The following is a 23,470-nucleotide window of genomic DNA, read 5'->3' as shown; positions in this document are numbered from 1 at the left end:
TGGCTCGTCGTCTCCGGCGGCTACGCCGCCTACGACTCCTCACCACCGGCCAAGATAGTTGTCGCTACACCGGACAAGATAATTGTCGCCGCCCAAACATGCGTATCAACGTTCTGACGCTCGTTGAAATTCTGGCTGCCATGACTTCGGCTGTGAGGTCCATGTGCAGATGCTCACCGATCCAGAGACATAACTCGTTCAGACCTGAGTTGTGCGCGCGCTGCGACTGAAGTGCGAAGCTGAACTGCGCCTGTCCGCCCGGACGACGTAAGAACAGGACCAGATTCTTCGCAATTTCCAGGGCGAAGTCATTTCCCAGATCTTCGCTGACCAGCGAGAGCGCGAGGTCGATTCCAGACGATATGCCGGCCGACGTGTACACGTTGCCGTCTTTCACCCAGATAGGAGTCGGGTCGACCTGTACCTTGGGATAGCGCTCCGCCAGGCGCCGTGCCGCGCCCCAATGCGTCGTCGCCCTGCGACCATTCAGTATGCCCGCAGCAGCCAGGGCGAACGCTCCAACACATATGGAGCACACGCGACGCACTGTCTGTGAGCGGGTCCGAATCCAGTCTATGGCTGCCTGATCGATCTGTTCGAACGTCCTGGAGCCCATAGTCACAAGTAAGGTATCGATCGGCTTGTTCGCATGACGCTCCTGCTCGAGCGTGCTATGCCCTTTGAGGCCAATACCTGTTTCGCTGTCCAGGTACACATCATCAGCTGAGCAAACCAGTTCGAGCATGTACGGGGCAGTTCCACTGCCGTCCAGTTGGTTCGCCCACGCGAAGACTTCCGCCGGGCCGATCACGTCGAGCGCGTCCACTGGCGGTAGACCCAATATGACAACGCGCTTCTGTCTCGGGCCTGCAGGCGGGGCGATCGGTTTCGTCCGTTTTCTCATTGAAAGAGGAGCTGCGTATCAGGGCATAGGGAGAACGATTGTGGCAGAAATCGTCCGCGATCTGTCATTTGAGCTATCGACGAACCGCCTACACTGGATCGCTCTGTAAGTTCGCACGACCCGGAGGGTATGCAATGCGTGAAACTGTGATTGTTGGGGGAGTGAGTGCTCCAGACTCGGAGATCGCTACCAAAGCGGCTTCTCTGGTCGAGCGCGTCCATTCCGGAGCGATGATGCATCACGTGCATCGGACATGGTGGTTCGCCGAATTCCTGGGCAGGAAGCGAGGTCTTAAATACGATCGGGAAGTGGTGTATCTCGCATCGCTGCTTCACGACCTTGGCCTTACGGATGAATTTTCTGCCGACCAACGCTTTGAGGTGGATGGTGCCGACGCGGCCAGCCGCCTTTTGCTGGCCCATGACTACCCGGAAGCGAAAACGCAACTCGTGTGGGATGCCATCGCGCTCCACTCCGCTGGCGGCCTCGCCGATCGCAAGCAGCCGGAAATCGCTCTCGTCTATATGGGCGCACATCTCGACGTCTTCGGGCTGTTTCTGGACGAAGTCACGCCGTCGCTGATCGATGACACGCTCGCGCTCTACCCCCGCGTTGGATTTAAAGCCGCGTTTACCGAAGCGCTGGCTGAGGTCGCCAGAAAAAAACCCCATACGACCGTCGGTACCGGGATCGCCGATATCGGCCGTCGCCATGTACACGGTTTCGATATTCCGAACGTGTGCGACCTGATTAATGATGCGCCGTTTGAAAGCTGAGGTAGCGCACCGCAAGCGCGCCCGCCATGTCCGCAGCCGCGCATGTTGCGCGCGAAGCTGGTTTCGGCGCTTCTCTCCCGCTTGCGAAACGGCTTGCACCGGCAATTCGCACGGTGCCCTCCGACATCGAAAATAAGCTGCAGATCAGGAAAACCGAAATGCATGTCAAAACACGAGGAACGCAAATTTATGTAGACGAGCGCGGGAACGGCGAACCAACGCTTCTGTTTCTGCATTACTACGGCGGGTCAAGCCGAACCTGGGACGGCGTGATCCGTGACCTGGCGGGCCAGTATCGATCGGTAGCTATGGATCACCGCGGCTGGGGTGATTCGGACGCGCCCGAGCAGGGTTATGGCATCGGCGATCTCGCAAACGACGTGCAGGACGTAATTGAAGCACTGAATCTTGAGCGATATGTCGTCGTCGGTCACTCAATGAGCGGGAAGGTCGCGCAGCTATTCGCGTCGCGTCGGCCTGCGGGGCTCCAGGGCGTCATCCTGGTGGCGCCGTCGCCTCCGTCACCGATGACCTTTTCCGCTGACCAGCGAGCCGAGATGGCCAAAGTCTACGACACTCGGGAGTCGATTACCTGGGCGCTTGATAACGTACTCACCGCGAACAGGTTGGCACCGGAGCTTCGCGAACAGGTTATCGCCGATAGTCTGCGCGGCGCGCCGCAGGCCAAGATTGCATGGCCACTCGGCGGAATGGTCGAAGACATTACCGCTGACGTCTTGTCCATCAATGTACCCGTCGTAGTTATTGCTGGAGAACTTGATCAGGTGGATCTGCCAGAGACATTGCGCGGCGAGCTATTGCCGCGAATCCTGGGCTCCCAAATGCTTCTGCTGCCCGGTACGGGGCACCTGTCACCTCTCGAGAATCCGGCTGCGGTCGCAGCAGTAATTCGCCAATTCATGCAGCAACTGAAGACATAACTTCGAGGGCCCCCTGAACGACGGCTTCCCGCAAAATTGACCGTCGCCTGCCGGCCGAGGGGTTCATCGCGCTAGTCGGCGGGCCGTTTGCCGCCGAGGCATGCAGCGCGAATTGGCGGTGAGAAGCGCGACAGAGAACGCTTCTTCATCTGGATGTATTCGCCAATGCTTGACCGGCTTCGCGAGACCGATAACGGTTGGAGGATCGCGGAGCGCTACATAGGTGGCTCAACGACGAATCGCCGCCTGACGCCGCCAGACATCTCCGCCGCTGCGATACGACCTTTCCTCCCTGGTGCTTAAAGAACGCCGGCGTCTGGCTGCTCGGCCAGGCCAGCATTTCTGCAGCCCGGAGTGAAGGCCTGTCACAGTTCGCACGGCGCCTCCGTCTGTGCAAGTCCATAGATCTGAGCCAGCCCTCTCGCCAGTGCGCTCTTTGCGTGGGCAGTTGCAGACAGTGTGCGAAGCTGGTTTCCGCGCTCCTCTCGTGGCGGTAGTCCACGGCATCGTTTGATATTCGAAGGGCGCGCCTGAATCAGGGCCTGTCCTGAAGGTTAAGTGGAGATGCGCTCATGGCAATCCGTCTTTACGGAGCACAAACAGGCAACAGCCGAAGGGCGGCCATCGCCCTGGAAGAGGCTGGCATTTCGTATTCTGTCAGCCGCGTGGATTGGAGAGCCGGGGAGCACAAGACTGCTGCGTTTCGGGTGCTTAACCCGCGTGGCCTTATCCCGGTCATGGTCGAAGATGGCAAGGCAGGGACAGACCTTGTCGTTACCCAATCGAACGCGATCATGTTCTATGCGGCGAGTCGATCGCGGGAGAGGCTAACGCCCGATCCGGGCCAGGAGGCCGCCTTGTTTTTCGATCGCCTGTTCTATTTCATCACCGAAGTGATTGCGCCAAACGGCGGTGCTTTCGCGCTTAGGCAACAAGGCAACGAACCGGGCGCTCAATTTCTTGCCGGTCGTTCCATCGAGGCGCTCGTTCAGGCCGAACGATTCTTGATCGACGCCCCATATGTCGCCGGCGATAGATTCACACTCGCAGACATCGCTGCCTATACGAGTGCCTTTGCTGCGAGGCAGGACCTCGATTGGTCCAAGCTCCCTCTGCTTCGCGCCTGGTACACGAGGATCAGTGCGCGGCCCGGCGTCGTTCGCGGCATGGCAGCTTTTTAGCGCGGCCTTCATTCAGACTCCGTGAGAGGCGAGGTGTTTCGCTCAAGGCGAACAGAAGCTGCTCGCGAAAAAAACTTGCATATAGGAGCACATGCTCCTATATTGCCATACACGAGCATATGCTCTTAACTATTCAGAGGATCAAAACCATGAACGAATCGACCATTCTTGTAAGCGGCGCAACCGGCCGTACTGGCGGTGCAGCCATCGACGAACTGCTCCGGATGGGTAAGCGCGTCCGCGCTTACGTGCGCTCGGATGATGAGCGCGCAGCGGCGCTGCGGGCGCGCGGCGTTGACATCGCCGTCGGAGATTTCACCGACATCGACGACATCCGTGCGGCCATGGAGGGTGTCAGCTCCGCCTACTTCCTTCACCCGATCGCACCGGGGATTCTCGGGGCCGCAGCCTATTTCGCGCAGGCCGCGAAGGAAGCCGGCGTCACTGCGATCGTCAACATGTCGCAGATTTCAGCGCGGCGCGATTCGACCAGCCATGCGGCGCAGGATCACTGGATTTCGGAGCAGGTCTTCGACTGGTCCGGTGTGCCCACCACGCATCTGCGCCCCACATTCTTTGCGGATTGGCTCGTCTACCCGCATTTTGCAAAGCAAATCTGGGCCAGAAAGAAGATCGATTTTCCGTTCGAAAACGGTCGCCACGCTCCGATCAGCACGGACGACCAGGGCAGGGTCATCGCGCACATTCTGGCGAATCCGGCAGGCCATGGCGGCAAGACTTACACTCTCCACGGCCCGGTAGAGATGAACCATACGGAAATCGCTGCAGCCGTGAGCGAGGTGCTCGGCGTGACGATCGAATACGCCCCGACTTCGATCGAAGATTTCAAGCAACAGATGGAGCAGGTGTACAAGTTCCCTCCGTTCCTTGTGCAGCACCTCGTTGAAGTCGCGCAGCACTATCGCGAAGGGGTGTTCCAGGGTACTAACGATGCCGTCGAGAAAATCACCGGGACGCCGGCGCTTTCTGTCCCGGCGTTCATCGAGAAGTATCGGGGCGCTTTTGCCTGACGAACGCGCGAGGCGCCTGGGCAATTTAACCAACGTTGAGGAGGACACGAGATGCTGCCGGAAAACCAACCCATCGGGGTCGATCAATGCAACTGCTTTACGGTGAGGAAGGCCGCCCGTCAGATCTCGCGTCTTTACGACGCTTATCTCCAGCCGTCCGGCCTTCGCATCACGCAGTTTCTCACCCTGGCGACCCTGAATGAACAGCAGAGCGCCTCGGTTAATGCTCTCGCCGAGCGGCTCGACATCGAGCGGACGGCCATGGGAAAGATGATCGGTTTTCTCGAGCGCGATGGTTTCGTGAAGATGCGACCGTCTCCCACCGACGGCCGCATCCGCATGGTTGAACTCACCCCCGAGGGAGCCGATCTTTTCGAGCGGGCGGCGCCGCTGTGGCACGAAGCGCAGCATCAGTTCAGCATCATGAACGGGCCAAAAAATGTTGCAGTGCTGCGGCGGAGCCTTTCGCACATGAAGGTCGACAATGAGGCGACATCTTCCGCCGAATGATCGCCTGTCTGTTTTTCATGGACTACGCCCCGGTGTTCTTGCGCAACCTTCGCATCATGGCCGCGATTGAAGCCACGACGCTGGTGCTGCTTGTGTTCGTCGCCGTTCCGCTCAAGCATCTAGGCGGCATGCCGGCCGCCGTCAGATGGCTGGGGCCAGTGCACGGCGTCGCGTTCGTCGCTTACCTATGGCTGGTCGTCACGTCAGCGGCAAGCGGCGCGTGGCAGCGCTCAGAAGTCGTCCGGCTGATCGTTGCTGCGATCGTCCCCTTCGGGGGCTTCCTGAATGTGGCGTGGCTCGCACGCAAGCGGGCTGCTCGATGATTTATCTGTCAATCAAGGCACTGCATGTTGCGTCAGTAATAACATTTGTCGCTGGGCTTCTTGTCCTTTCCATTTGCGCGGCGACGAACAACCTCGTGATTCTTCGGGTGATGCGCCGTTGGGACCGCCGGGTGACGACCCCAGCACTGGCCATGGTGTGGATCACCGGCCCGACGATCGCGCTGATGGGGCACTGGTTTGGCGCCGCGTGGCTAACCGCGAAGCTGCCTTTGGTCGTGTTGCTGTCGGCGTTGCATGGCATGCTCGCGGGTTTTTCGAGGCGGGCAGAGCGCGACGACACAGTGCGCGAATCGTCCGCGTTGAGGTTTGCAGCGCCGGCCGTGATCGTCATTGTTGTGGCGATTGTTTTCCTCGCGGTTCTGAAGTTCTCGCGGTGAGACGCCATGCTGACTGCTATAAATGCGCCCATGTCCATTCCGGCTTATCCGAATTATGGCGCATGGAAGTGCGATCTAGAATTGAATGGCCGGTTCCTGAGCGGAACCGACGCCAGAATGTCGGAGCGACGGTGCGAGCGAACGACGACTCCTGGCCGGTTGCTGCCTGACCGCGATCGGCGGCACGCGACCCTAACCGGCCCTTCGACTCGATGCGAACGCTATGGCAGCTTCCAAACTGGAACTGCCAGGGGGTGTTCAGGCGACGACCTTCTGCTCTCCGGCAGCTTGCTCGCGCATGCGACGGGCTTCGTCGCGCAGGAACTGCTGGTAATCGTCCAGATCGCCGTCGAAGGGCTCGACGCCACCCTTGGTAACGAGCCAGAACTCGTCACATACCGCGCGCAGCAGCGACCGGTCGTGACTGACCAGCATCACTGTGCCTTCGAATTCGTTGAGTGCCATGCCTAGCGCTTCGCGTGTGGCCAGGTCGAGGTGGTTGGTAGGCTCGTCGAGCAGCAGCAGGTTGGGGCGTTGCCACACGATCATGCACAACACGAGCCGCGCCTTTTCGCCGCCGCTCATCGTGCCGACCGCCTGATGGACCATGTCACCACTGAAGTTGAAGGTGCCGAGGAAGGTACGAAGCGATTGTTCGGTGCCGCTCTGGCCGGGGGCACGCAGGTGCGCCGGCGTGTCCTTCGCAAGGCGGATCATGTGTTCTAGCGGTGTGTCGAGGGGACGCAGCACGTCGAGTTCCTGCTGTGCGAAGTAGCCGATGTTCAGGCCCTTGCCTTCGCTGATTTCGCCGGCAATCGGCGCCAGCTCGTGCGCCACCGTCTTCACCAGCGTCGACTTGCCCTGGCCGTTGGCACCGAGAATGCCGATGCGCTGCCCGGCCAGCACGGAGCGGTTGATGCCCCGCACGATGACCGTCGGCGGCGTGTCCGGCGCTGCGTCGGTCGGCGCGGGGTAGCCGAAGCTCGCGTCCAGCATTGACAATAGCGGGTTCGGGACGTTGAGCGGCTCCTTGAACTCGAAGGTGAACTCCGCGTCGGCAAGCACCGGTGCGATCTTCTCCATGCGTTCGAGCGCCTTGACCCGGCTCTGCGCCTGCTTCGCCTTCGAGGCCTTGGCCTTGAAACGGTCGATGAATTTCTGCAGGTGGGCGATCTTGTCCGCCTGCCTCGCCATCGCGGCCTGCTGCAACTGCAGTTGCTCGGCGCGCATCTCTTCGAACTTGCTGTAGTTGCCGCCATAACGCACCAGCTTGGCGTTGTCGACGTGCACGGTCACCTGCGTCACCGCGTCGAGGAATTCGCGGTCGTGGCTGATCACGACCATGGTTCCCTCGTAGCGCTTGAGCCACGCTTCCAGCCAGACCAGCGCGTCGAGGTCGAGGTGATTGGTCGGTTCGTCGAGCAGCAGCAAGTCGGACGGACACATGAGCGCTCGCGCCAGCTGCAGTCGCATGCGCCAGCCGCCGGAGAAGCTGTTGACCGGCTGGCCAAGCTGCGCAGCACTGAAGCCCAGGCCTTGGATCAGCGCCTGGGCGCGTGCGGGAGCATCGTGTGCACCGGCGTCGTGCAGGGCCATGTAGGCGTGCGCCATGCGCATGCCATCGTCGCTGGCCTCAGCGGCGGTTACTTCGGCCTGCGCTGCCAGCAGGATAGTGTCACCCTCGATGACGAAGTCGGTCGCACTCTGCTCGGTCTCCGGCATCTCCTGCGCGACCTGGCCCATCTTCCATGCAGCGGGAATCGAGAACTCGCCGCCGTCTTCGTGCAGGGTGCCGTTGAGAAGACCGAAGAAGGATGACTTGCCGGCGCCATTGCGGCCGACAAGGCCAATCTTTTCGCCGGGGGTGAAGGTGACGGACGCGCCGTCGAGTACGACATTGACGCCACGGCGCAGCGTGACATTACGGACGGAAATCATAAGGAGCTGCTTCGGAGAGGACAGGCATGATAGCCCACCGGACGTACGGGGCCGTCTCTTTTCTGGCCGAACGAGTGAAGAACCGCTTGCGCTTTGCGGCGCCCACCCGCCACAAAGCGAGGCGGGCACTGGCGCACCGGGCGTTCCGGCTGCGGGGCGAATGCGTGCTCCCGGCCAGTTTGAGCCATTCAGAGGAAGCTTTCGCGGGTCCGCTCCCGGCTCGACATGAGACGGTCGCTGATCGCGCTCTGAGCTTGCCCGTCCGCCATTCCAGGGCATCGCGAATTGCGGACGAAGGGTGACCTGCTATGTGACCTGACGTCCAGGTGCGATGACGCCGCTGAATAATGCCCGGTCCACCACGGGTGGCCGTGCTGCAGAAAAGCAGAGGTTCATTGGGCGGGCACACCACGTGAAGGCCGGCGCCTGAACTGGAACCGCTGCCTGCGAAACGCGCTTCGCGTGCGCCGAAGCACGTCGACGTCCACCGACAAGCGGCTCAGATCACGCAGTCGGAACAGTTCCGCCGTCGATGACGTACTCAGTGCCGGTGATGGCGCTGGCCCGCGCGGAGACGAGGAAACCGATGAGTTCTGCCACCTCCCGGGGAGAGCATGGCCGGCCGAGAGGAATGCCTCCGAGCGAATCCATGATGATCTTGCGAGCGCCGTCCGTGTCGATGCCGTTCTGCCGGGCGATCTCAGCAACGAGACCCGCGGCGGCATCCGTTTCAACCCAGCCGGGGGAGACACGCACGACCCGAACGCCTTTCGGACTAACTTCCTTGGACAAGGCTTTGCTGTAGTTCGACAGGGCAGCCTTGGCGGCGGCATAGGCAATCGTGGCCTCCGGCAACGGTAACTGCCGCTGGATCGACGTGACGTGGATGATGACGCCTGAGCGCTGCTCGACCATCGAGGGCAACAGCGCGCGATCGATGCGTACTGCCGGGAACAGGTTCAGGCTCAATGCCTTGTTCCATTCGTCGTCGTCGAGCACACTGAAGCCACCCGCTGGCGCAGATGAGCCACCCGCCACATGCACGACTATATCGACGCCGCCGAGCCGCTCGAGCACGGCGTCGACAATGGTTTTACAACCCTCGGCCGTCGTGATATCCGCACCGATGAACCTTTCTTCGGCAAGGTCATCGGAACGCGAACGTGCGGTCGCGAGGACGTTCGCTCCCGCCTCGCAAAGCTGTGCGACAACGGATTTACCGATGCCTTTGGTCCCGCCTGTAACAAGCGCCCGAAGGCCCCGAAGTTCAAGTGCCGCGCTCATCAGTGAATCTCCAGGGACACGATCTTGCCGTCGGCCAGGACAAACGTGTAGGTCAGCTCGACCGGGCTGCCGGGGAAGGCGCCCGTGAGCCTGGCGCGCATCGTCACGGCGGCGCCATCCTGGGACAAGTCCAGCGGCTCGATGGCGTACTGGTACCTGGCTTTGGTGTCTTTCTTCCAGGCCTGGATGGCTTCGAGCCCCTCGATAGTGCGACCCTCGTCGCGCACGACGGCATCGGCAGCGAAGCAGTTCGCCAGAGGAGCGGTGTCGCTGGTGGTTTCCGCGTTCAGATAGGCATCCAGTGGCGGGGGCAGGGTCATGTTCATCGGACTTTTCCTGAACGTCACGTTTGCATGTCCCAATGATGGCGCTATAGTTACCACATCGCAAGAACGCACTAAAAAGTAAGTAAGCCGTGTCCAACCGAAAAGCCTACACTCCCACGACTGCCGCGATCGACGTCGAAGCCGCATTCAAGCTGCTGGAAGGACGTTGGAAGCTGGTGATCCTGTTTCACCTTTTCGGTGGTCAGGTGCAACGTTTTTCGGACCTCGAGAGGCTAATCCCCAGCATCACGCAAAAGATGCTTGCCCAGCAGCTGCGCCGCCTCGAAGAGGACGGCATTGTGACGCGCACGGTCTATCACCAGGTGCCGCCGAAGGTGGACTACCGCCTAACCGATTGGGGTCAGGCGCTCTGCCCGGCACTGGATGCGATCCTGAAATGGGCGGAGCGCCGTGAAGACTTTCCATCGGCTGCGTCGAGTGTGCGTGCCGAAGACTGACAGACCTGTTTTCCTGAATTCGAATTCTGTGGGTCGTCGACGAGGTGTCTGCTGCAAGTCAACGGATACGTCTGCATCGGTTTGGGGTGCTCTCCCAACGTTTTCGGAGTCACACCGTCGGGGCGCGGTATGGTCGGACCGCGTCAGCGATCCGCCACTTTCCGTGATGGCCGACGAGATAAAGGCCGACGCGTTATCCGCGGTCGTCTCATGTCGCTCCCGTATCGGACGGTGGTAAAGCTTGTCCGCGCGGCTCCATCGGGTCGAGCTGAGCCACTACTCATAAGGCAGAGTTCGGCCAAAAATGGTCCTTCGCACTCTGGGCCCGGAGATGGGATCAGTTCGCAGCCGGCACCGGTCACCGCACGCCCGCAGCGGATTCTGATTATTGATGACAACGCCGATGCGAGTGAGGCGTTGGGCATGCTTCTCGCAAATGAGGGTCATCAGGTCGAGACGCGCATAGATGGTGTTTCGGGACTCAGCGCTGCGGCGACCTTCACCCCTGACTTCGTACTTCTCGACATCGGACTCCCAAGCATGGACGGATACGAAGTAGCGAGAAGGCTACGCGAATCAGGGGCAAATCGAAATGTGATCCTGGTGGCCGTCACCGGATACGGACTGCCGGCGGATCGCCTCAAATCAGCCGAGGCTGGGTTCGACCATCATCTGACCAAGCCGGTCGACTATGAAGCCTTGATCCGGTTATTTGGCGCAGGGACGCAGGGGACGCCACGCACGTAGGGGTTCCCTCAGCCGCCATGCGGTCTGCCACCGTACCGACTTTTTCCTGGTGACACGGCAGAGTGGGTTCAAGCGACGACAGCCGCGCGTCAGTTCAATCGCCCGAACAGACATGAATCACTGCGTACGGGCCGATCCAATGCAACCGGAATTACCGACAATGAAAGCACTCGTTTATCTTGGCCCTGGCAAGAAGGCAGTTGAAGAACGGCCCAAACCCGAGATCGAGGCGTCCACCGACGCCATCGTCAAGATCAGCAAGACGACAATTTGCGGCACGGACCTGCACATTCTCAAGGGCGACGTCGCGACCTGTCAGCCCGGCCGCGTGCTCGGCCATGAAGGTACCGGCGTAATCGAGCAGGTCGGAGCAGGCGTCACGGCGTTCAAGCCAGGCGAACGTGTCCTGATTTCTTGCATCAGCGCATGCGGTAAGTGCATGTACTGCCGCAAACTCATGTATTCCCATTGTGTCAGCGGCGGCTGGATTCTTGGCAACAGGATCGATGGCACGCAGGCCGAGTTCGTGCGGATTCCGCACGCGGATACCAGTCTTTACCGGATTCCCGACGGCGCCGACGAAGAAGTGCTGGTGATGCTGAGCGATATTCTGCCGACGGGCTTCGAGTGCGGTGTGCTCAATGGGAGGGTGCAGCCCGGTAGCATCGTGGCTATTGTCGGCAGCGGGCCGATCGGGCTTGCGGCATTGCTCACAGCCCGTTTCTATTCTCCCGCCGAAATCATCATGGTCGATCTGGACGATAACCGGCTAGAGACCGCAAAGCGCTTCGGTGCGACCGCGGTGATCAACAACGCGGATGGCAATGCGGTGAAGGCGATCATGAAACTCACGGCCGACCGTGGCGTCGATACCGCAATAGAGGCGGTCGGCATTCCGGCTACCTTTGAATTGTGCGAGGCTATCATCGCGCCGGGCGGGACGATTGCGAACGTCGGAGTACATGGCGTCAAGGTGGATCTTCATCTGGAGCATCTGTGGGACCGAAACATCACCATCACCACGCGGCTGGTCGATACCGTCAGTACACCGATGCTGATGGATACGTTGCGCGCCCGCAAGCTCGATGCGAGACTTCTGATTACACACCGCTTCAGGCTCGATCAGATTCTCGACGCCTACGGGACCTTCGAGCGTGCTGCGGACACGCGCGCCCTGAAGGTGATCATCTCGGCATAGCCGTTCGCCGCGACGATAGTGTTACCGCTCTAGCGCGGCCTCTCTCATAGGCCTTCGATATGAAATACAAAGACTATTACGAAGTGCTGGGATTGCCGCGCAGCGCGACACAGGACGATATCAAGCGTACGTATCGCAAGCTCGCTCGCAAATATCACCCGGACCTGAGCAAACTCGACGACGCGGAGCCACGCTTCAAGGAGGTCGGCGAGGCGTACAGCGTGCTCAAAGACACGGAAAAGCGCGCAGCCTACGACCGGATGGGCGACCAGTGGCGCAATGGTCAGGACTTCGAGCCGCCGCCGCAGTGGGACGAGGGCTTCGAATTCAGCGGCGGGGAAGACCGCGGAGCCGAGGATGCACGCTTCAGCGAATTCTTTGAGGCACTGTTTCGCGGTGAACATGCCGGTGGTGGTCGCGCCTCGACAAGACGCGGGCGGCACGCTGCCGGCGGCAGACATGATCGCGCAACCGCCCAAGATATGGAGGACGCCTATGGCGGTGTGCCGCACTCGGCTTCGGGCCAGGACCACCATGCCAAAGTGGTGATCGATCTGGAAGATACCTATCGTGGGGCGCAGCGCACGATTTCGCTGGAGATGCCAGTACTCGATGCGAGCGGCCGTGCCGTGCTGAAGTCGCGGACGCTTGACGTCTCCATTCCGAAGGGCGTGCACAGTGGGCAGCATTTGCGACTCGCCGGCCAAGGGGGGACGGGTTTCGGCGAGGGGCGCGCTGGAGACCTGTACCTGGAAATCGCGTTGCGCCAGCATGGACTTTTTCGCGTCGACGGCCGCGATGTGACGATCGTCGTGCCGGTAGCCCCTTGGGAAGCGGCACTTGGCGCGCGCATTACCGTGCCGACGCCCGACGGCGCCGTCGAAATAGCCATACCCAAAGATTCCAGCGGAGGCCGACGCTTACGCTTGAAAGGCAAGGGAATCCCCGCGAGCGGCCCGACCGGTACATCGGGCGATCTCTATGCGCAATTGAACATCGTTCTGCCCCTGGCTGACAGCGAGCAGGCACGCGCGGCTTACGAGACACTACGACAGGCATGCGGCTTCAATCCGCGCGCGCACTTTTCAGGTGATGCATCATGAACGAATCGCGCACTGGGTGGCTCGAATGCCTGATCGTCGAGGAGCAGGTGGAGTTCACGCTACTCGAATTGTGCCGGGTGTCCGGCGCTTCTGAAGTCCAGCTCGTTGAATGGATCGAGCAAGGCGCAATTGAGCCGAAATACGTCAGCGAGGACGATGGCCCACACTTCGACGGCGTCTCATTGCGCCGCGCCCGCAAGGCTCGCCATCTCGCGCAGGATCTCGAGATCAACGCTGCTGGCATCGCGCTCGCACTTGATCTGCTTGATGAAATCGAAACCTTGCGAGCGCAGTATCTGAGGCGATAGGGCAGCTCCTTCACGCTATTTCAGGTTGTTGAGCTCGGCACGTGCAAGCGTCTCGGCCGATTCCCATGCGACATCTTCACGTTCGAAGAAAGTGTCGAGTTTGATGACGAGTTCGTTGCTCTTCGCTGCGCCCTTCGGAACGACACACACGCTCGCCACCCAGCCATCGGCAATATGGTCTCTGACTGTCATGTAAGCGTCATGTGTTGTGCTTGAGATGATTCTGTCCGCCATGGTGTCGCCCGTCTGAGTAAACGACAGCCACATTGGCCGTCGTCGCTGCTGGTAAATCTCGCGGTTCATTCCGATGCGACTGGCTCGTCGGTGCCTGCGTCCGACCAATATCCATGCTTGTCGTAAAACTGGTGCAGCACGACCTCGTAACGCCGGTCGATCGGCATCGAGTCGTCATAAGCTGGGCTATTCTTGATGACGTCACGCGTCAATGCCGTCGATACGGTTGAATCGAACCAGTCGACTTCGCCGATCCAGTGAATCGCGATGAGCACGGCCTTGCCACCGGGCCACCAGTTGTGCGTCTCTACGACCAGGTAACGAATCGCCCAGTCGGTGTCGTCGTAAATGAAGTCCGATACGTGACCGATGCTGCCGTCGGCCGTCTTGAGGTGGTAGCCTTTGACCTCGTCGGTGCTACGCAGATGGACGTCGGGTTGCGGTTTGTTCGTATCCAGGGTTGGCCCTGGTGGCTCATCGGGCAGGGCGTCAGGCGCTACACCTGTTGGGTCATAGGCCGGGTAGGCGCCCATCCCCCATAGGTTTGGGCCGCCCCAATAGGTCGGATAGCTGTAGTAGCGCAGATACTCGATCTCGTGCTGCCGCGATACCGGCTTGTGGGCGTCCAGCATTGGGCTGTCCCTCACTTGCTGCCGGGAGAGGCCGACATGCACGACACTCGATCCGGGATCGGTGTGTTTCACCGAATACGGCGAAACCAGCACTTGCCGGTCATTGAGCCAATTGCCTGTTTCGACCACCAGGTAGCGCACACCCCATGACTCGTCGTCGAAATAGGCCTGGCTAACTGAGCCGATGTCGCCGTCCACTGCGCTAACGGTGCTTCCGTGCAAGTCTCGCATGCTTCGTAACATGGTTTCTCTACCCTGTGTTTCGACGAGGGCGCACATCACGCGCGTCCCTCGGCCTCAATTTCAAAGCGACGTGAGCCGCGTGACTTTTGTGCCTTCCAGCGACGCGCCCGCCATCAGGCCACTGTTGGTCAACACGAAAGCGTCGACCTGTCCGGTCGCGGTGCTAGTGTCGAGATTGCCGTTCGCACCGACTTTCAGCACGGCCACGGAGGCGTCGCCGCCAGCCGACCATCCGTCCCTGCTACGGAAGCGGTTGAGCGACTCGTCGGTCATGAACAGGAAGACGATTGCGCGCGATTGCGCGCCGATCTGCCAGCCGATCGAACCGGTCGCCGTGCTGTAGTAGCCGACCGTGTGTCCGCCGACGCGCAAGGAGCCTTCGCCATACTGACCGCCGACCACGAAGCCGGCATCGATCACCGACGGGAACGTCAGTACCCCGTGCGCCTTGCCGACCAGTTCGCGTGATCCGCTTGCCATACCGTACAGGCGAGTCAGAGTCGAGTCGACGCCTGCATCGATGGAGCGGCGCTTGTCCATCTGCTGACTGCGGCTCGCATCGGAAGAAGAGGTGGTAGTGCAACCTGAGAGCGCTGCGCCGAGCACCAGAAGCGATCCGGATGTGCTCCGGATGAAGGTTCGTCTAAGCATGATTTTCTCCGCGCTGGTCAACGATAGAAGACACGCTACGCGCACGCGCGGCAGAAAGCGGTACGACAACGTACAGAGATCTGTCTATGTTCAAACGCACAATCGACGACGCATTTCTCGCAGTTGACAGACTTGTCCGCGCAGACCCGTTAAGGCGTGGCCGGTGGCGCGTCGCGACGGACCACCAGGCGCACGCGAACTATAATTTAAACAGGGTTTAGTCTGGTTCGACGTCCTCGCCCCATTCGTCTGGCGCATTCATGCAACTACTGCTGACGCCTGATACTGTTAAGAACAATTCTGCGAAAACGGTGCAGTTTCTGGACGGGATGTCGGGGAGCGAGACATGGAAAACGAAAGTCATTCCAAAGAGAACCACCTGCTTTCGGTTCTGCCGGAAGCAGAGCGGGCGCGCGTGGCGCCGCATCTCGTACCGGTCGAAATGCCCCTGGGGCAGGTCGTGTACGAGTCTGGCGATCGCCTTGATCACGTCTATTTTCCGACAACGTCCATCGTATCGCTGCTCTATGTGATGGAGGACGGCGCGTCCGCCGAGATCGCAATCGTGGGCAACGAAGGGATCATCGGTATTGCGCTCTTCATGGGCGGTGAAACAACGCCAAACCGGGCAGTCGTGCAAAGCGCAGGACGGGCGTATCGACTGGATGCGCGCATCCTGAAAGAGGAATTCCATCGCGCTGGCCCGGTGCAGCGGTTATTGCTGCGCTATACCCAGGCATTGATTACACAGATGGCCCAGACCGCCGTCTGCAACCGGCATCATTCGATCGACCAGCAATTGTGCCGCTGGCTGCTGCTCAGCATGGACCGCCTGCCGTCAAACGAGCTGAAGATGACACAGGAACTGATCGCCAACATGCTTGGCGTGCGCAGATCCGGCGTGACGGAAGCGGCGCTGAAACTCCAGGACGCGGGGCTGATTCGCTACGGTCATGGCCACATCGAGGTACTGGATCGACCGGGACTCGAAAAGCGTGTGTGCGAGTGCTATAGCGTGGTGAAACGAGAGTTCGACCGGTTGTTGCCCGATCTGAAGGCGATATAAAACGCGCATTATTCCTGGCCGGCCAGGGTGCATTCGGACTGACAGTCCGGCAATGCCCCCAGACGGCCGAGCCCCGCCACACGGCAGTCGCGAACGCCGGGCGGAAAAAAAGAAATCCCGATGTCCACCACCGTACCGACTGCGCGGCAAATCAATGCCAGCCTCAGGCTACAGGACGGCCCTTTTCCGGGTTGTGCGGATGCCGGTCAGCATCACATTCAATTTGCGAAGATAACTCGCGACAGGCCAGAAGATTCCGGGCACGTGGCGAGAGAGCGGCGATGGGCTCGTCGTAATACGGAGTCGGAAAGGAGTCGTCTCATGTTGAGCATACTATTGATAGTTGTACTGGCGTTCCTGTTGATGGGCGCGATGCCGACCTGGCCGCACAGTCGTTCGTGGGGCTATATGCCAAGCGGGGCGCTGGGTGTGCTGCTGGTCGTCGTTCTCATCTTGCTGCTTCTGGGCAGAATATAAGAACGCGAATTCCTGTCTGGATGATCCGCTCACGGCGTGTCGCTGTCTTAGTGTGCCATCAGAAACCGTACGGCGATGCAAAGGAGCAACTGAAGAAGCAGCCGTAGTCTGTTTGCACAGACAGGTCTTGAGGCGTCACCTAGTGGGTCAAGTTGCTCGCGTGACGCCTTTACCAACGAATGCTTTCGAACCGCGGGGGTGCACGATGAAACAGGTTATTACGCTGATATCGGTGGCTGTGCTCGGAACGGCCCTGACCACGGGAACACTGCGGGCTCAGGGAACGCAACAATCCATCACGGCGAAACGCGTTGATGTCGTCCAGCTGGCGACGGGATATCGGGCCTCCAGGATCAACGGATCGCCCGTCTATAACCGCAACAAGGACAATATCGGAACAATAGACGATCTGATCGTCAGCCCAACCGATCGGGTTCCCTACGTCATCCTCTCGGTAGGCGGGTTTCTCGGGATGGGAACCCATCTCGTCGCAGTACCGTTTGGCAGCCTTCAGGTCATCGACAAGCAGATGCGGCTACAGGATGCGACTAGGGAGTCCCTCAAAGGATTGCCGGAGTTCAGGTACGCGCCTGAGTAACGGCTGCCGCCGGTTTGGATGCGACTACGCGGGCAGGCGACGATCGTCGCGCGAGGCTTGCGCCAGTGCTCCAGACCGCCAGACGTATTGACACGCGAAAACCGCGAAAGAAGAGGGCGATGTCGTGGGAATGTGCATGGCGTTCCGGCAGGATCGAAAAACGCCAGGCCGGCACGCGGGCACCGCCCCGCCTGTTTTGGGGCACTACAGTGACTTCAGCCTGGTGACCTTCGTATCTTCGAGCGCCACGCCGACCATCAACCCACTGTTCGTGAGCACGAACGCTTCGACCGGCGCTGTCGCGGTGGTGGTATCAATGTTCCCGTTCGCACCGACTTTCAGGAGTTGGACCTGCTGAGATATGGCGTCACAAAGCTGCCGCTAGCGCAGGCCGAATGTTTTCGACCGGCGGTTTACGGCGAAGGGAGTGAACGCGTACGGTCGGCCACAAGCCGGCAGACGGTCAGAAAATCTGAACGTCGGCAATCGGCCCGAGATCTGCCACTTCCCGACTACCGGATGCTTTCGGTCGCCGGGCTCGCCCTCGTATTCGCACAACGTCTCGTCCCCCTGTGAACCGATTGCCTATCGGCCAACCCCCGGCTTGCCTTTACCTCCTGGATACGCGACATTTCTGGAACCACCTCGCTGACAGTAGCGAAGCAGAACACCCTGATCCAGGACGGTTCGTCACTTCTGCCCCCAGGAACAATGCGCATCCCTCCACTAAAATCCATCGTCGCGTTTGAAAGTGTCGCCCGGACAAAGAGCGTCAATCGGGCGGCTGATGAATTGGGGTTAACACCATCGGCAGTCAGCCATCAAATTGCCAACCTCGAATCCATGGTGGGAAGGCCCTTGTTCACAAGAGTGGGACGGGGACTCGTGTTGACGCCAACGGGGCAGCAATATCTGGCGGATGTCACCGGATCACTCGCCGACCTGAGCCGGGCGACGGAACGCGCATCGAGCCAGTCGGGTGTAGAGATTCTTCGCATTCACTCGAGTCCCAGCTTTGGGCTGATGTGGCTGCTGCCGCGGCTGGCTTTGTTCCAGGAAGCGAACGGCGACATTCAGCTGAATCTCGCGTGCTCGTATGAGGATGTGTCGTTCACCTCCGGCTTCTATGACGTCGACGTACGGCATGGCTACGCTCATTGGACCGATGGCGAGATCAAAACGCTACGCAACGAGTTCATCGCGCCTCTTGCTTCGGAGGAATACCTGCGAAGACACCCGGTGCGTACTCCCGAGGATCTGCTCGAGCGGCGCCTGATCTTCTCGGAGACTCCTCTTGTGCAGTGGAAGCAATGGTTCGGCAAGTTCGGCGTCGCGGTGTCGCGCAAGGCGTACGATTTCGCGTTCGACCGCTCGTACATGTCGCTCGAGGCCGCGGCATTGGGACACGGCATCGCGCTCGAAAGCACGATGCTCGCATCGGTCCATCTGAAACGAGGTTCGCTCGTACCGGTCTTCGATTGCGCGTATGCGGTCGAGGTCGGAGCCCATCACCTCGTTTACCCTTCCCAGAACGCGGACTTGCCGCGCGTGGCCAAATTTTTGGCCTGGGTCGAGCAAGAGATCAGCCGCGACACCTGAAAATTCTTCAGCAATAGTTGAGCCGAACTGCATTGATCGAGATGGTTGAAGCGCTGAAACTGCGTCTACCAACTAACGTGATCGATGGAGACAAATATGTTGCTCGACAGCAAAGTGGTAATCGTAACCGGCGCAGCCTCGCCGCGTGGCATCGGCCGTGCGACCGCAAAAGCGCTTGCCGCCCAAGGCGCGCGAGTGGTGATTCTGGACCTTCGCAAGGAAGACGCAGAGAGTGCCGCGCGTGAGCTCGGCGAAGAACATCTCGGCCTCGCCTGCGATGTGACCGACAAGGCCGCATGCATGGCTGCCGCCAAAGCGGTCATCGAGAAGTACGGTCGTGTCGACGGATTGATCAACAACGCGGGTATCACCCAGCCGTTGAAGACGATGGACATCGGAGCCGACAACTTCGATGCGGTCATCGACGTGAACCTGCGCGGTACGCTCTACATGTCGCAGGCGGTCATTCCGCAAATGAGAGAGCAAAAGAGCGGCAGCATCGTCTGCATGTCATCCGTTTCCGCGCAACGCGGCGGCGGCATCTTCGGCGGTCCTCACTACAGCGCCGCAAAAGCGGGCGTACTCGGTCTCGCTCGTGCGATGGCGCGTGAACTCGGGGCGGACAACATCCGCGTCAACTCGATCACACCGGGCCTGATCCAGACCGATATCACCGGTGACAAGCTCACGACGGAGATGCGCGTCGACATCATCAAGGGCATTCCACTCGGCCGACTCGGCGATGCGGCCGACGTCGCTAATGCCTGTCTATTCCTCTCGAGCGACCTGTCGGCCTACCTCACCGGCATCACGCTCGACGTCAACGGCGGAATGTTGATCCACTAAGTACGACATCCGTCGCGCTTGCGGCGGATGGGTCAATGCACCCGGCGGTAAAACCCGGGGCGATATGGCAGGAGACAACCATGAAAACGAAGGCCACTGCGCCGTCAATGACGGGCGATGTCACGTCGCTCGCCGATCCGGCGAGCTTCGAATCAAAAACGTATGCCAAAGTCGGACGGCGCTTGATACCGTTCCTGATGCTGTGCTACCTGGGCGCTTATCTCGATCGTGTCAACGTGGGCTTCGCGAAACTGCAGATGCTCAACGACCTGCGATTCAGCGAAACCGTGTATGGCTTCGGCGCCGGTATTTTCTTCCTCGGTTATTTTCTCTTCGAGGTACCGAGTAATCTCATGTTGCATAAAGTGGGCGCACGAAACTGGCTCGCTCGCATCATGCTGACGTGGGCGGTGATCTCGGCCTGCTTCGTCTTCGTCAAGTCGCCCACCACCTTCTATGTTCTCCGCTTTCTATTGGGCGTGGCCGAGGCAGGGTTCGCGCCAGGCGTCATCCTGTATCTGACTTACTGGTTTCCTTCTGCGCGGCGCGCCAAGGCGCTCTCCCTCTTCTTCATGGCGATTCCACTTGCCGGCATTGTCGGGGGGCCGCTGTCCGGTTACATCCTGCATGCGTTCCAGGGCGTACACGGTCTCGCTGGCTGGAAGTGGCTGTTCATCCTCGAAGCGCTGCCGTCGTTGCTCCTTGGCGTCGCCATCCTGCTCTACCTCGACAACGGTATCGCTGCCGCCAAATGGCTCACTGATCCGGAGAAGGCGCTCCTCGCACGCAACGTGGCGAACGACAACGCCCACAAGATCGCCCATGTGTCGATCAGGTCTTTCATCGGCGATCGTCGTCTGTGGTTGATGGCTGCCATCTACTTCTGCGTCGTGCTCGGTCAGTATGGGCTGACGTTCTGGCTGCCGACGATCATCCGCAAGTCCGGCGTGGCCGACCCGCTGTGGGTGGGCGTCTTTACTGCCGTCCCGTACCTGTGCGCCATCATTGCGCTGCCGCTGGTGGGTGCAAGCGCTGACCGCCACCGCGAGCGTCGTCTGCATCTTGCGATCCCGATGCTCGTATCGGCGGCAGGCTTCGCAACGCTTCCGATGCTGGGCGGAGTCGGCGCGTCGCTGGTGTGTGTCAGCGTGGCGGCCGCCGGCATCCTCGCTTCGTCGTCGCAGTTCTGGTCGCTGCCGACCGCACTCCTCGGTGGCATGTCCGCCGCAGCGGGTATCGCCGCGGTGAACTGTTTCGCCAATCTCGCAGGGTTCTTCTCGCCGGCCATCGTGGGCTGGTTAAACGACCTGACCGGTAAGTCGACGGCTGGGCTCATCTTTATCTCCGTCGCCATCGTCATCGGTGCCGGGCTTGTTTTCCTCGTGCCCGCCAAAACCGTCAATCGCTGACACCTTTCGCTGCAAAGACTCACTTTTTAAATCAAGGAGACACCATGAACAGTCCCTCATCAGATGGGGTGACGCTCGCCGAGCGCGCCTACCGGATTCGCAGAAACGCCTTGCTAATGGGCGAAGTACAGGGCCAGGGCTATATCGGCCAGGCACTCGATATCGCCGATGTACTCGCGGTTGCCTATTTCGGCGCGATGCGCTACGAGCCCGACAACCCCGACTGGGAAGGCCGCGACCGCTTCCTGCTGTCCAACGGCCACTATGCGATCGCGCTTTACGCCGCGCTGTTCGAGGCCGGCTTCCTGCCACCGGAAGAACTCGAAACCTACGGCAGCGACGACAGCCGGTTGCCCATGTCCGGAATGGCGAGCTACACGCCCGGCATGGAGATGTCCGGCGGCTCGCTCGGCCACGGCCTCACGATCGCGGTGGGCCGCTGCCTGGGACTGAAGCGTAAGGGCTCAAACGCCTTCGTCTACACGCTCTTCTCCGACGGCGAACTCGATGAAGGCGCGATCTGGGAGGGCCTTATGTCGGCCGCTCACTGGAAGCTGGACAACCTGATCGCCATGGTGGACGTCAACAACCAGCAAGCAGATGGTCCCTCCTCGAAGATCATGGCGTTCGAGCCGCTCGTCGAGAAGCTCGAAGCATTTGGCTGGTTCACGCAGCGCGTGGACGGCAACGACATCGACGCAGTGAAGGCGGCCTTCGATGCTGCACGTAATCATCCGAAGGAGCAGCCACGGATTATCGTTTGCGATACCCGCATGGGCTGCGGCGTGCCGTTTCTCGAAGAACGGGAAAAGAACCATTTCATCCGCGTCGATGCCCATGAGTGGCAACTGGCGCTCGCAGCACTCGAAGCAGGGAGACAAGCATGAGCGACACCACTCTTACCGCGAAGCCGCGCCTGAAGACCTCGGCGATGATCGCTTCTATTGCCGGCGAAGGACAAGTCACGCGTTCCGCGCCGTTCGGCCATGCATTGGCCCTACTGGCCCGGGAGAAGAAGAACGTGATCGGCATGACGGCCGACCTCGGCAAGTACACTGACCTGCATATCTTCGGAAAGGAGTTTCCAGACCGCTACTATCAGATGGGCATGGCCGAGCAGTTGCTGATGGGCGCGGCCGCCGGTATGGCGCATGAAGGCGCCCAGCCGTTCGTGACGACCTACGCCGTATTCGCAACCCGTCGCGCGTATGACTTCATGCACCAGGCCATCGCCGAGGACAACCTCGACGTGAAGATCATCTGCGCGCTGCCGGGCCTCACGACCGGCTACGGACCGAGCCATCAGGCGGCCGAGGATCTTGCCCTCATGCGCGCGATGCCGAACATGACGGTTATCGATCCGTGCGACGCGCTCGATACCGAGCAGATGGTGCCGGCGATCGCAGCGCATAACGGCCCGGTCTATGCGCGCCTGCTGCGTGGCAACGTTCCGGCCGTGCTCGATGAATACGACTATCAGTTCGAACTGGGCAAGGCGAAGCTGCTTCGCGACGGCGCCGAGGTGCTGATCATCTCGTCGGGCATCATGACCATGCGCTCGCTGGAGGTGGCGAAGTTGCTGGAAGCGGACAATGTGGGAGTTGGCGTACTGCACGTGCCGACCATCAAGCCGCTCGACACTGAGACGATCTTGCGAGAGGCCCGGCGCACGGGTCGCCTGGTGGTGGTCGCCGAGAATCACTCGGTGATCGGTGGGCTTGGCGAAGCGGTCGCGACCACGCTGCTCACGGCGGGCGTCACGCCGATGTACCGCCAAATCGCACTGCCCGATGAGTTTCTCGGTGCGGGCGCGCTGCCGACCTTGCACGATCGCTATGGCATCTCGACCAACGTCATGGCCGATACCATCAAGGGCTGGCTTGGATGAGCCAACGGTGTCGTCCAGACGCAGCGGCACGGCGGACATTGCTCCGCCTGCGAGTGAAACGAGCCGTCTGCTAGCTTGAGAGGGGGACGGTGCGTCAGTTCCGTCGACGCACCGCTACCCATGTGCGTGAATGCATGTAAAGCGGCGGTACGTCGGGATCCTGGAGAGGGTCTTCCGTTAGGTGATTGATACTGGAGCAGCCAATGAACGCAATCAGAACACTCAAGCTCGCTGGTGCTGCATTGATTGTTGTCGCTTCCGTCAATGCGTGGGCACAGGAAAGCGAATCGTCTGCCACATCGGCGGCAACGCAAGGGACGTCGAAATCCGCCGTCAGAAAGGCGAATCGGGCATTAAGCAGAAAAGTGGTTCAGGCGCTTTCGAAGGGCGGTGTCGATACC

At 60.4% G+C, this 23,470-nt stretch carries 27 protein-coding genes and 2 pseudogenes; 21 read left to right on the top strand and 8 right to left on the bottom strand.

All coding sequences use genetic code 11. The annotated features are described in order from the left end of the window. Positions 1–64: 64 nt before the first annotated feature. Complete coding sequence (locus P3T25_RS46365; RefSeq protein WP_429364294.1) at positions 65–904, bottom strand: GlxA family transcriptional regulator; 840 nt, start codon at positions 902–904, stop codon at positions 65–67. 134 nt (positions 905–1,038) lie between these two features. Between P3T25_RS46365 and P3T25_RS46360 the strand changes: the two genes are divergently transcribed. The 7 genes from P3T25_RS46360 to P3T25_RS46330 all read left to right on the top strand — a co-directional run bounded on the left by P3T25_RS46360 (position 1,039) and on the right by P3T25_RS46330 (position 6,064). Continuing rightward, positions 1,039–1,680, top strand: coding sequence for an HD domain-containing protein (locus P3T25_RS46360; protein WP_154566180.1), 642 nt, complete (start codon positions 1,039–1,041; stop codon positions 1,678–1,680). Positions 1,681–1,838: 158 nt separating this feature from the next. Further along, positions 1,839–2,621, top strand: coding sequence for an alpha/beta fold hydrolase (locus P3T25_RS46355; RefSeq protein ID WP_171929107.1), 783 nt, complete (start codon positions 1,839–1,841; stop codon positions 2,619–2,621). A 572-nt stretch (positions 2,622–3,193) separates the two neighbouring features. After that, positions 3,194–3,802: a glutathione S-transferase family protein gene (locus tag P3T25_RS46350; protein WP_429364291.1), complete on the top strand. Its 609-nt coding sequence runs from the start codon at positions 3,194–3,196 to the stop codon at positions 3,800–3,802. Between the two features lie 149 nt (positions 3,803–3,951). After that, positions 3,952–4,833, top strand: a complete 882-nt coding sequence (locus P3T25_RS46345; RefSeq protein ID WP_429364289.1) for an NmrA family NAD(P)-binding protein — start codon at positions 3,952–3,954, stop codon at positions 4,831–4,833. Between the two features lie 51 nt (positions 4,834–4,884). Further along, the gene (locus P3T25_RS46340; protein ID WP_154567948.1) at positions 4,885–5,343 is read left to right on the top strand and encodes a MarR family winged helix-turn-helix transcriptional regulator; all 459 of its coding nucleotides are present in this window, start codon (positions 4,885–4,887) and stop codon (positions 5,341–5,343) included. Further along, entirely contained in the window at positions 5,340–5,666 is a 327-nt protein-coding gene (locus P3T25_RS46335) for a DUF3817 domain-containing protein (RefSeq protein WP_429364287.1), read from the top strand. Before P3T25_RS46340 ends, P3T25_RS46335 begins: the two co-directional genes overlap by 4 nt. Continuing rightward, positions 5,663–6,064, top strand: coding sequence for a CopD family protein (locus P3T25_RS46330; protein ID WP_154567944.1), 402 nt, complete (start codon positions 5,663–5,665; stop codon positions 6,062–6,064). The genes P3T25_RS46335 and P3T25_RS46330 overlap by 4 nt, the downstream gene beginning before the upstream one ends. A 258-nt stretch (positions 6,065–6,322) precedes the next feature. Here the strand turns inward: P3T25_RS46330 and P3T25_RS46325 are convergent, their stop codons facing one another. The 3 genes from P3T25_RS46325 to P3T25_RS46315 all read right to left on the bottom strand — a co-directional run bounded on the left by P3T25_RS46325 (position 6,323) and on the right by P3T25_RS46315 (position 9,612). Then, entirely contained in the window at positions 6,323–8,002 is a 1,680-nt protein-coding gene (locus P3T25_RS46325) for an ABC-F family ATP-binding cassette domain-containing protein (RefSeq protein ID WP_154567239.1), read from the bottom strand. Positions 8,003–8,506: 504 nt separating this feature from the next. Beyond that, a complete protein-coding gene (locus tag P3T25_RS46320) occupies positions 8,507–9,286 on the bottom strand; it encodes an SDR family oxidoreductase (RefSeq protein WP_154567238.1) in 780 nt (259 codons plus the stop codon). Beyond that, entirely contained in the window at positions 9,286–9,612 is a 327-nt protein-coding gene (locus P3T25_RS46315) for a nuclear transport factor 2 family protein (protein WP_154567237.1), read from the bottom strand. Before P3T25_RS46315 ends, P3T25_RS46320 begins: the two co-directional genes overlap by 1 nt. A gap of 89 nt (positions 9,613–9,701) precedes the next feature. Here P3T25_RS46315 and P3T25_RS46310 point away from each other — a divergent pair, with 89 nt between their 5' ends. From P3T25_RS46310 to P3T25_RS46290, 5 genes are all read left to right on the top strand, one after another. Beyond that, complete coding sequence (locus tag P3T25_RS46310) at positions 9,702–10,070, top strand: winged helix-turn-helix transcriptional regulator (protein ID WP_429364284.1); 369 nt, start codon at positions 9,702–9,704, stop codon at positions 10,068–10,070. 129 nt (positions 10,071–10,199) lie between these two features. Next, positions 10,200–10,817, top strand: a complete 618-nt coding sequence (locus P3T25_RS46305) for a response regulator (RefSeq protein WP_429364283.1) — start codon at positions 10,200–10,202, stop codon at positions 10,815–10,817. 160 nt (positions 10,818–10,977) lie between these two features. Then, positions 10,978–12,015 carry a zinc-dependent alcohol dehydrogenase family protein gene (locus tag P3T25_RS46300; protein WP_429364282.1) on the top strand — a complete coding sequence of 346 codons (1,038 nt, stop codon included), beginning with the start codon at positions 10,978–10,980 and terminating at the stop codon, positions 12,013–12,015. A gap of 59 nt (positions 12,016–12,074) precedes the next feature. After that, positions 12,075–13,118, top strand: a complete 1,044-nt coding sequence (locus P3T25_RS46295) for a DnaJ C-terminal domain-containing protein (protein WP_266240438.1) — start codon at positions 12,075–12,077, stop codon at positions 13,116–13,118. Next, the gene (locus P3T25_RS46290) at positions 13,115–13,426 is read left to right on the top strand and encodes a chaperone modulator CbpM (RefSeq protein WP_154567233.1); all 312 of its coding nucleotides are present in this window, start codon (positions 13,115–13,117) and stop codon (positions 13,424–13,426) included. Before P3T25_RS46295 ends, P3T25_RS46290 begins: the two co-directional genes overlap by 4 nt. 15 nt (positions 13,427–13,441) lie before the next feature. Here the strand turns inward: P3T25_RS46290 and P3T25_RS46285 are convergent, their stop codons facing one another. The 3 genes from P3T25_RS46285 to P3T25_RS46275 form a co-directional block, all read right to left on the bottom strand. Further along, positions 13,442–13,618: a hypothetical protein gene (locus tag P3T25_RS46285; RefSeq protein ID WP_154567232.1), complete on the bottom strand. Its 177-nt coding sequence runs from the start codon at positions 13,616–13,618 to the stop codon at positions 13,442–13,444. A gap of 107 nt (positions 13,619–13,725) precedes the next feature. Then, on the bottom strand, positions 13,726–14,535 hold the full coding sequence (locus tag P3T25_RS46280) for a PRC-barrel domain containing protein (RefSeq protein ID WP_429364279.1): 810 nt from the start codon (positions 14,533–14,535) through the stop codon (positions 13,726–13,728). Between the two features lie 60 nt (positions 14,536–14,595). Next, on the bottom strand, positions 14,596–15,186 hold the full coding sequence (locus tag P3T25_RS46275; RefSeq protein WP_429364277.1) for a BPSL1445 family SYLF domain-containing lipoprotein: 591 nt from the start codon (positions 15,184–15,186) through the stop codon (positions 14,596–14,598). 346 nt (positions 15,187–15,532) lie between these two features. Between P3T25_RS46275 and P3T25_RS46270 the strand changes: the two genes are divergently transcribed. From P3T25_RS46270 to P3T25_RS46260, 3 genes are all read left to right on the top strand, one after another. Then, complete coding sequence (locus P3T25_RS46270) at positions 15,533–16,252, top strand: Crp/Fnr family transcriptional regulator (protein ID WP_408516442.1); 720 nt, start codon at positions 15,533–15,535, stop codon at positions 16,250–16,252. A 321-nt stretch (positions 16,253–16,573) separates the two neighbouring features. Then, the gene (locus P3T25_RS46265) at positions 16,574–16,729 is read left to right on the top strand and encodes a DUF3309 family protein (protein WP_154567228.1); all 156 of its coding nucleotides are present in this window, start codon (positions 16,574–16,576) and stop codon (positions 16,727–16,729) included. A gap of 205 nt (positions 16,730–16,934) precedes the next feature. Beyond that, positions 16,935–17,327 (top strand): PRC-barrel domain-containing protein, encoded by a 393-nt coding sequence (locus P3T25_RS46260; protein ID WP_154567227.1) that lies wholly within the window; start codon positions 16,935–16,937, stop codon positions 17,325–17,327. Positions 17,328–17,531: 204 nt separating this feature from the next. Here P3T25_RS46260 and P3T25_RS46255 read toward each other — a convergent pair. Continuing rightward, a pseudogene (locus tag P3T25_RS46255) lies at positions 17,532–17,678 on the bottom strand (twin-arginine translocation pathway signal); the annotation flags it as partial. A 360-nt stretch (positions 17,679–18,038) separates the two neighbouring features. On the opposite strand from P3T25_RS46255, the gene P3T25_RS46250 reads away from it, so the two are divergent. From P3T25_RS46250 to P3T25_RS46225, 6 genes and pseudogenes are all read left to right on the top strand, one after another. Next, positions 18,039–18,926 carry a LysR substrate-binding domain-containing protein gene (locus P3T25_RS46250; protein WP_429364274.1) on the top strand — a complete coding sequence of 296 codons (888 nt, stop codon included), beginning with the start codon at positions 18,039–18,041 and terminating at the stop codon, positions 18,924–18,926. A 96-nt stretch (positions 18,927–19,022) separates the two neighbouring features. Continuing rightward, positions 19,023–19,772: an SDR family NAD(P)-dependent oxidoreductase gene (locus P3T25_RS46245; protein WP_429364272.1), complete on the top strand. Its 750-nt coding sequence runs from the start codon at positions 19,023–19,025 to the stop codon at positions 19,770–19,772. Between the two features lie 80 nt (positions 19,773–19,852). After that, the gene (locus P3T25_RS46240; RefSeq protein WP_266262159.1) at positions 19,853–21,181 is read left to right on the top strand and encodes an MFS transporter; all 1,329 of its coding nucleotides are present in this window, start codon (positions 19,853–19,855) and stop codon (positions 21,179–21,181) included. A 44-nt stretch (positions 21,182–21,225) separates the two neighbouring features. Then, positions 21,226–22,068 (top strand): transketolase, encoded by an 843-nt coding sequence (locus tag P3T25_RS46235; RefSeq protein WP_429364270.1) that lies wholly within the window; start codon positions 21,226–21,228, stop codon positions 22,066–22,068. Beyond that, positions 22,065–23,069, top strand: coding sequence for a transketolase family protein (locus tag P3T25_RS46230; RefSeq protein WP_429364268.1), 1,005 nt, complete (start codon positions 22,065–22,067; stop codon positions 23,067–23,069). Before P3T25_RS46235 ends, P3T25_RS46230 begins: the two co-directional genes overlap by 4 nt. A 203-nt stretch (positions 23,070–23,272) precedes the next feature. After that, a pseudogene (locus P3T25_RS46225) lies at positions 23,273–23,470 on the top strand (BON domain-containing protein); the annotation flags it as partial.

The sequence above is a fragment of the Paraburkholderia sp. GAS32 genome, from assembly GCF_050434225.1.
In the GTDB taxonomy this organism is placed as follows: Bacteria; Pseudomonadota; Gammaproteobacteria; order Burkholderiales; family Burkholderiaceae; genus Paraburkholderia; species Paraburkholderia madseniana.
This window is presented reverse-complemented; position numbering and strand designations above follow the sequence as displayed.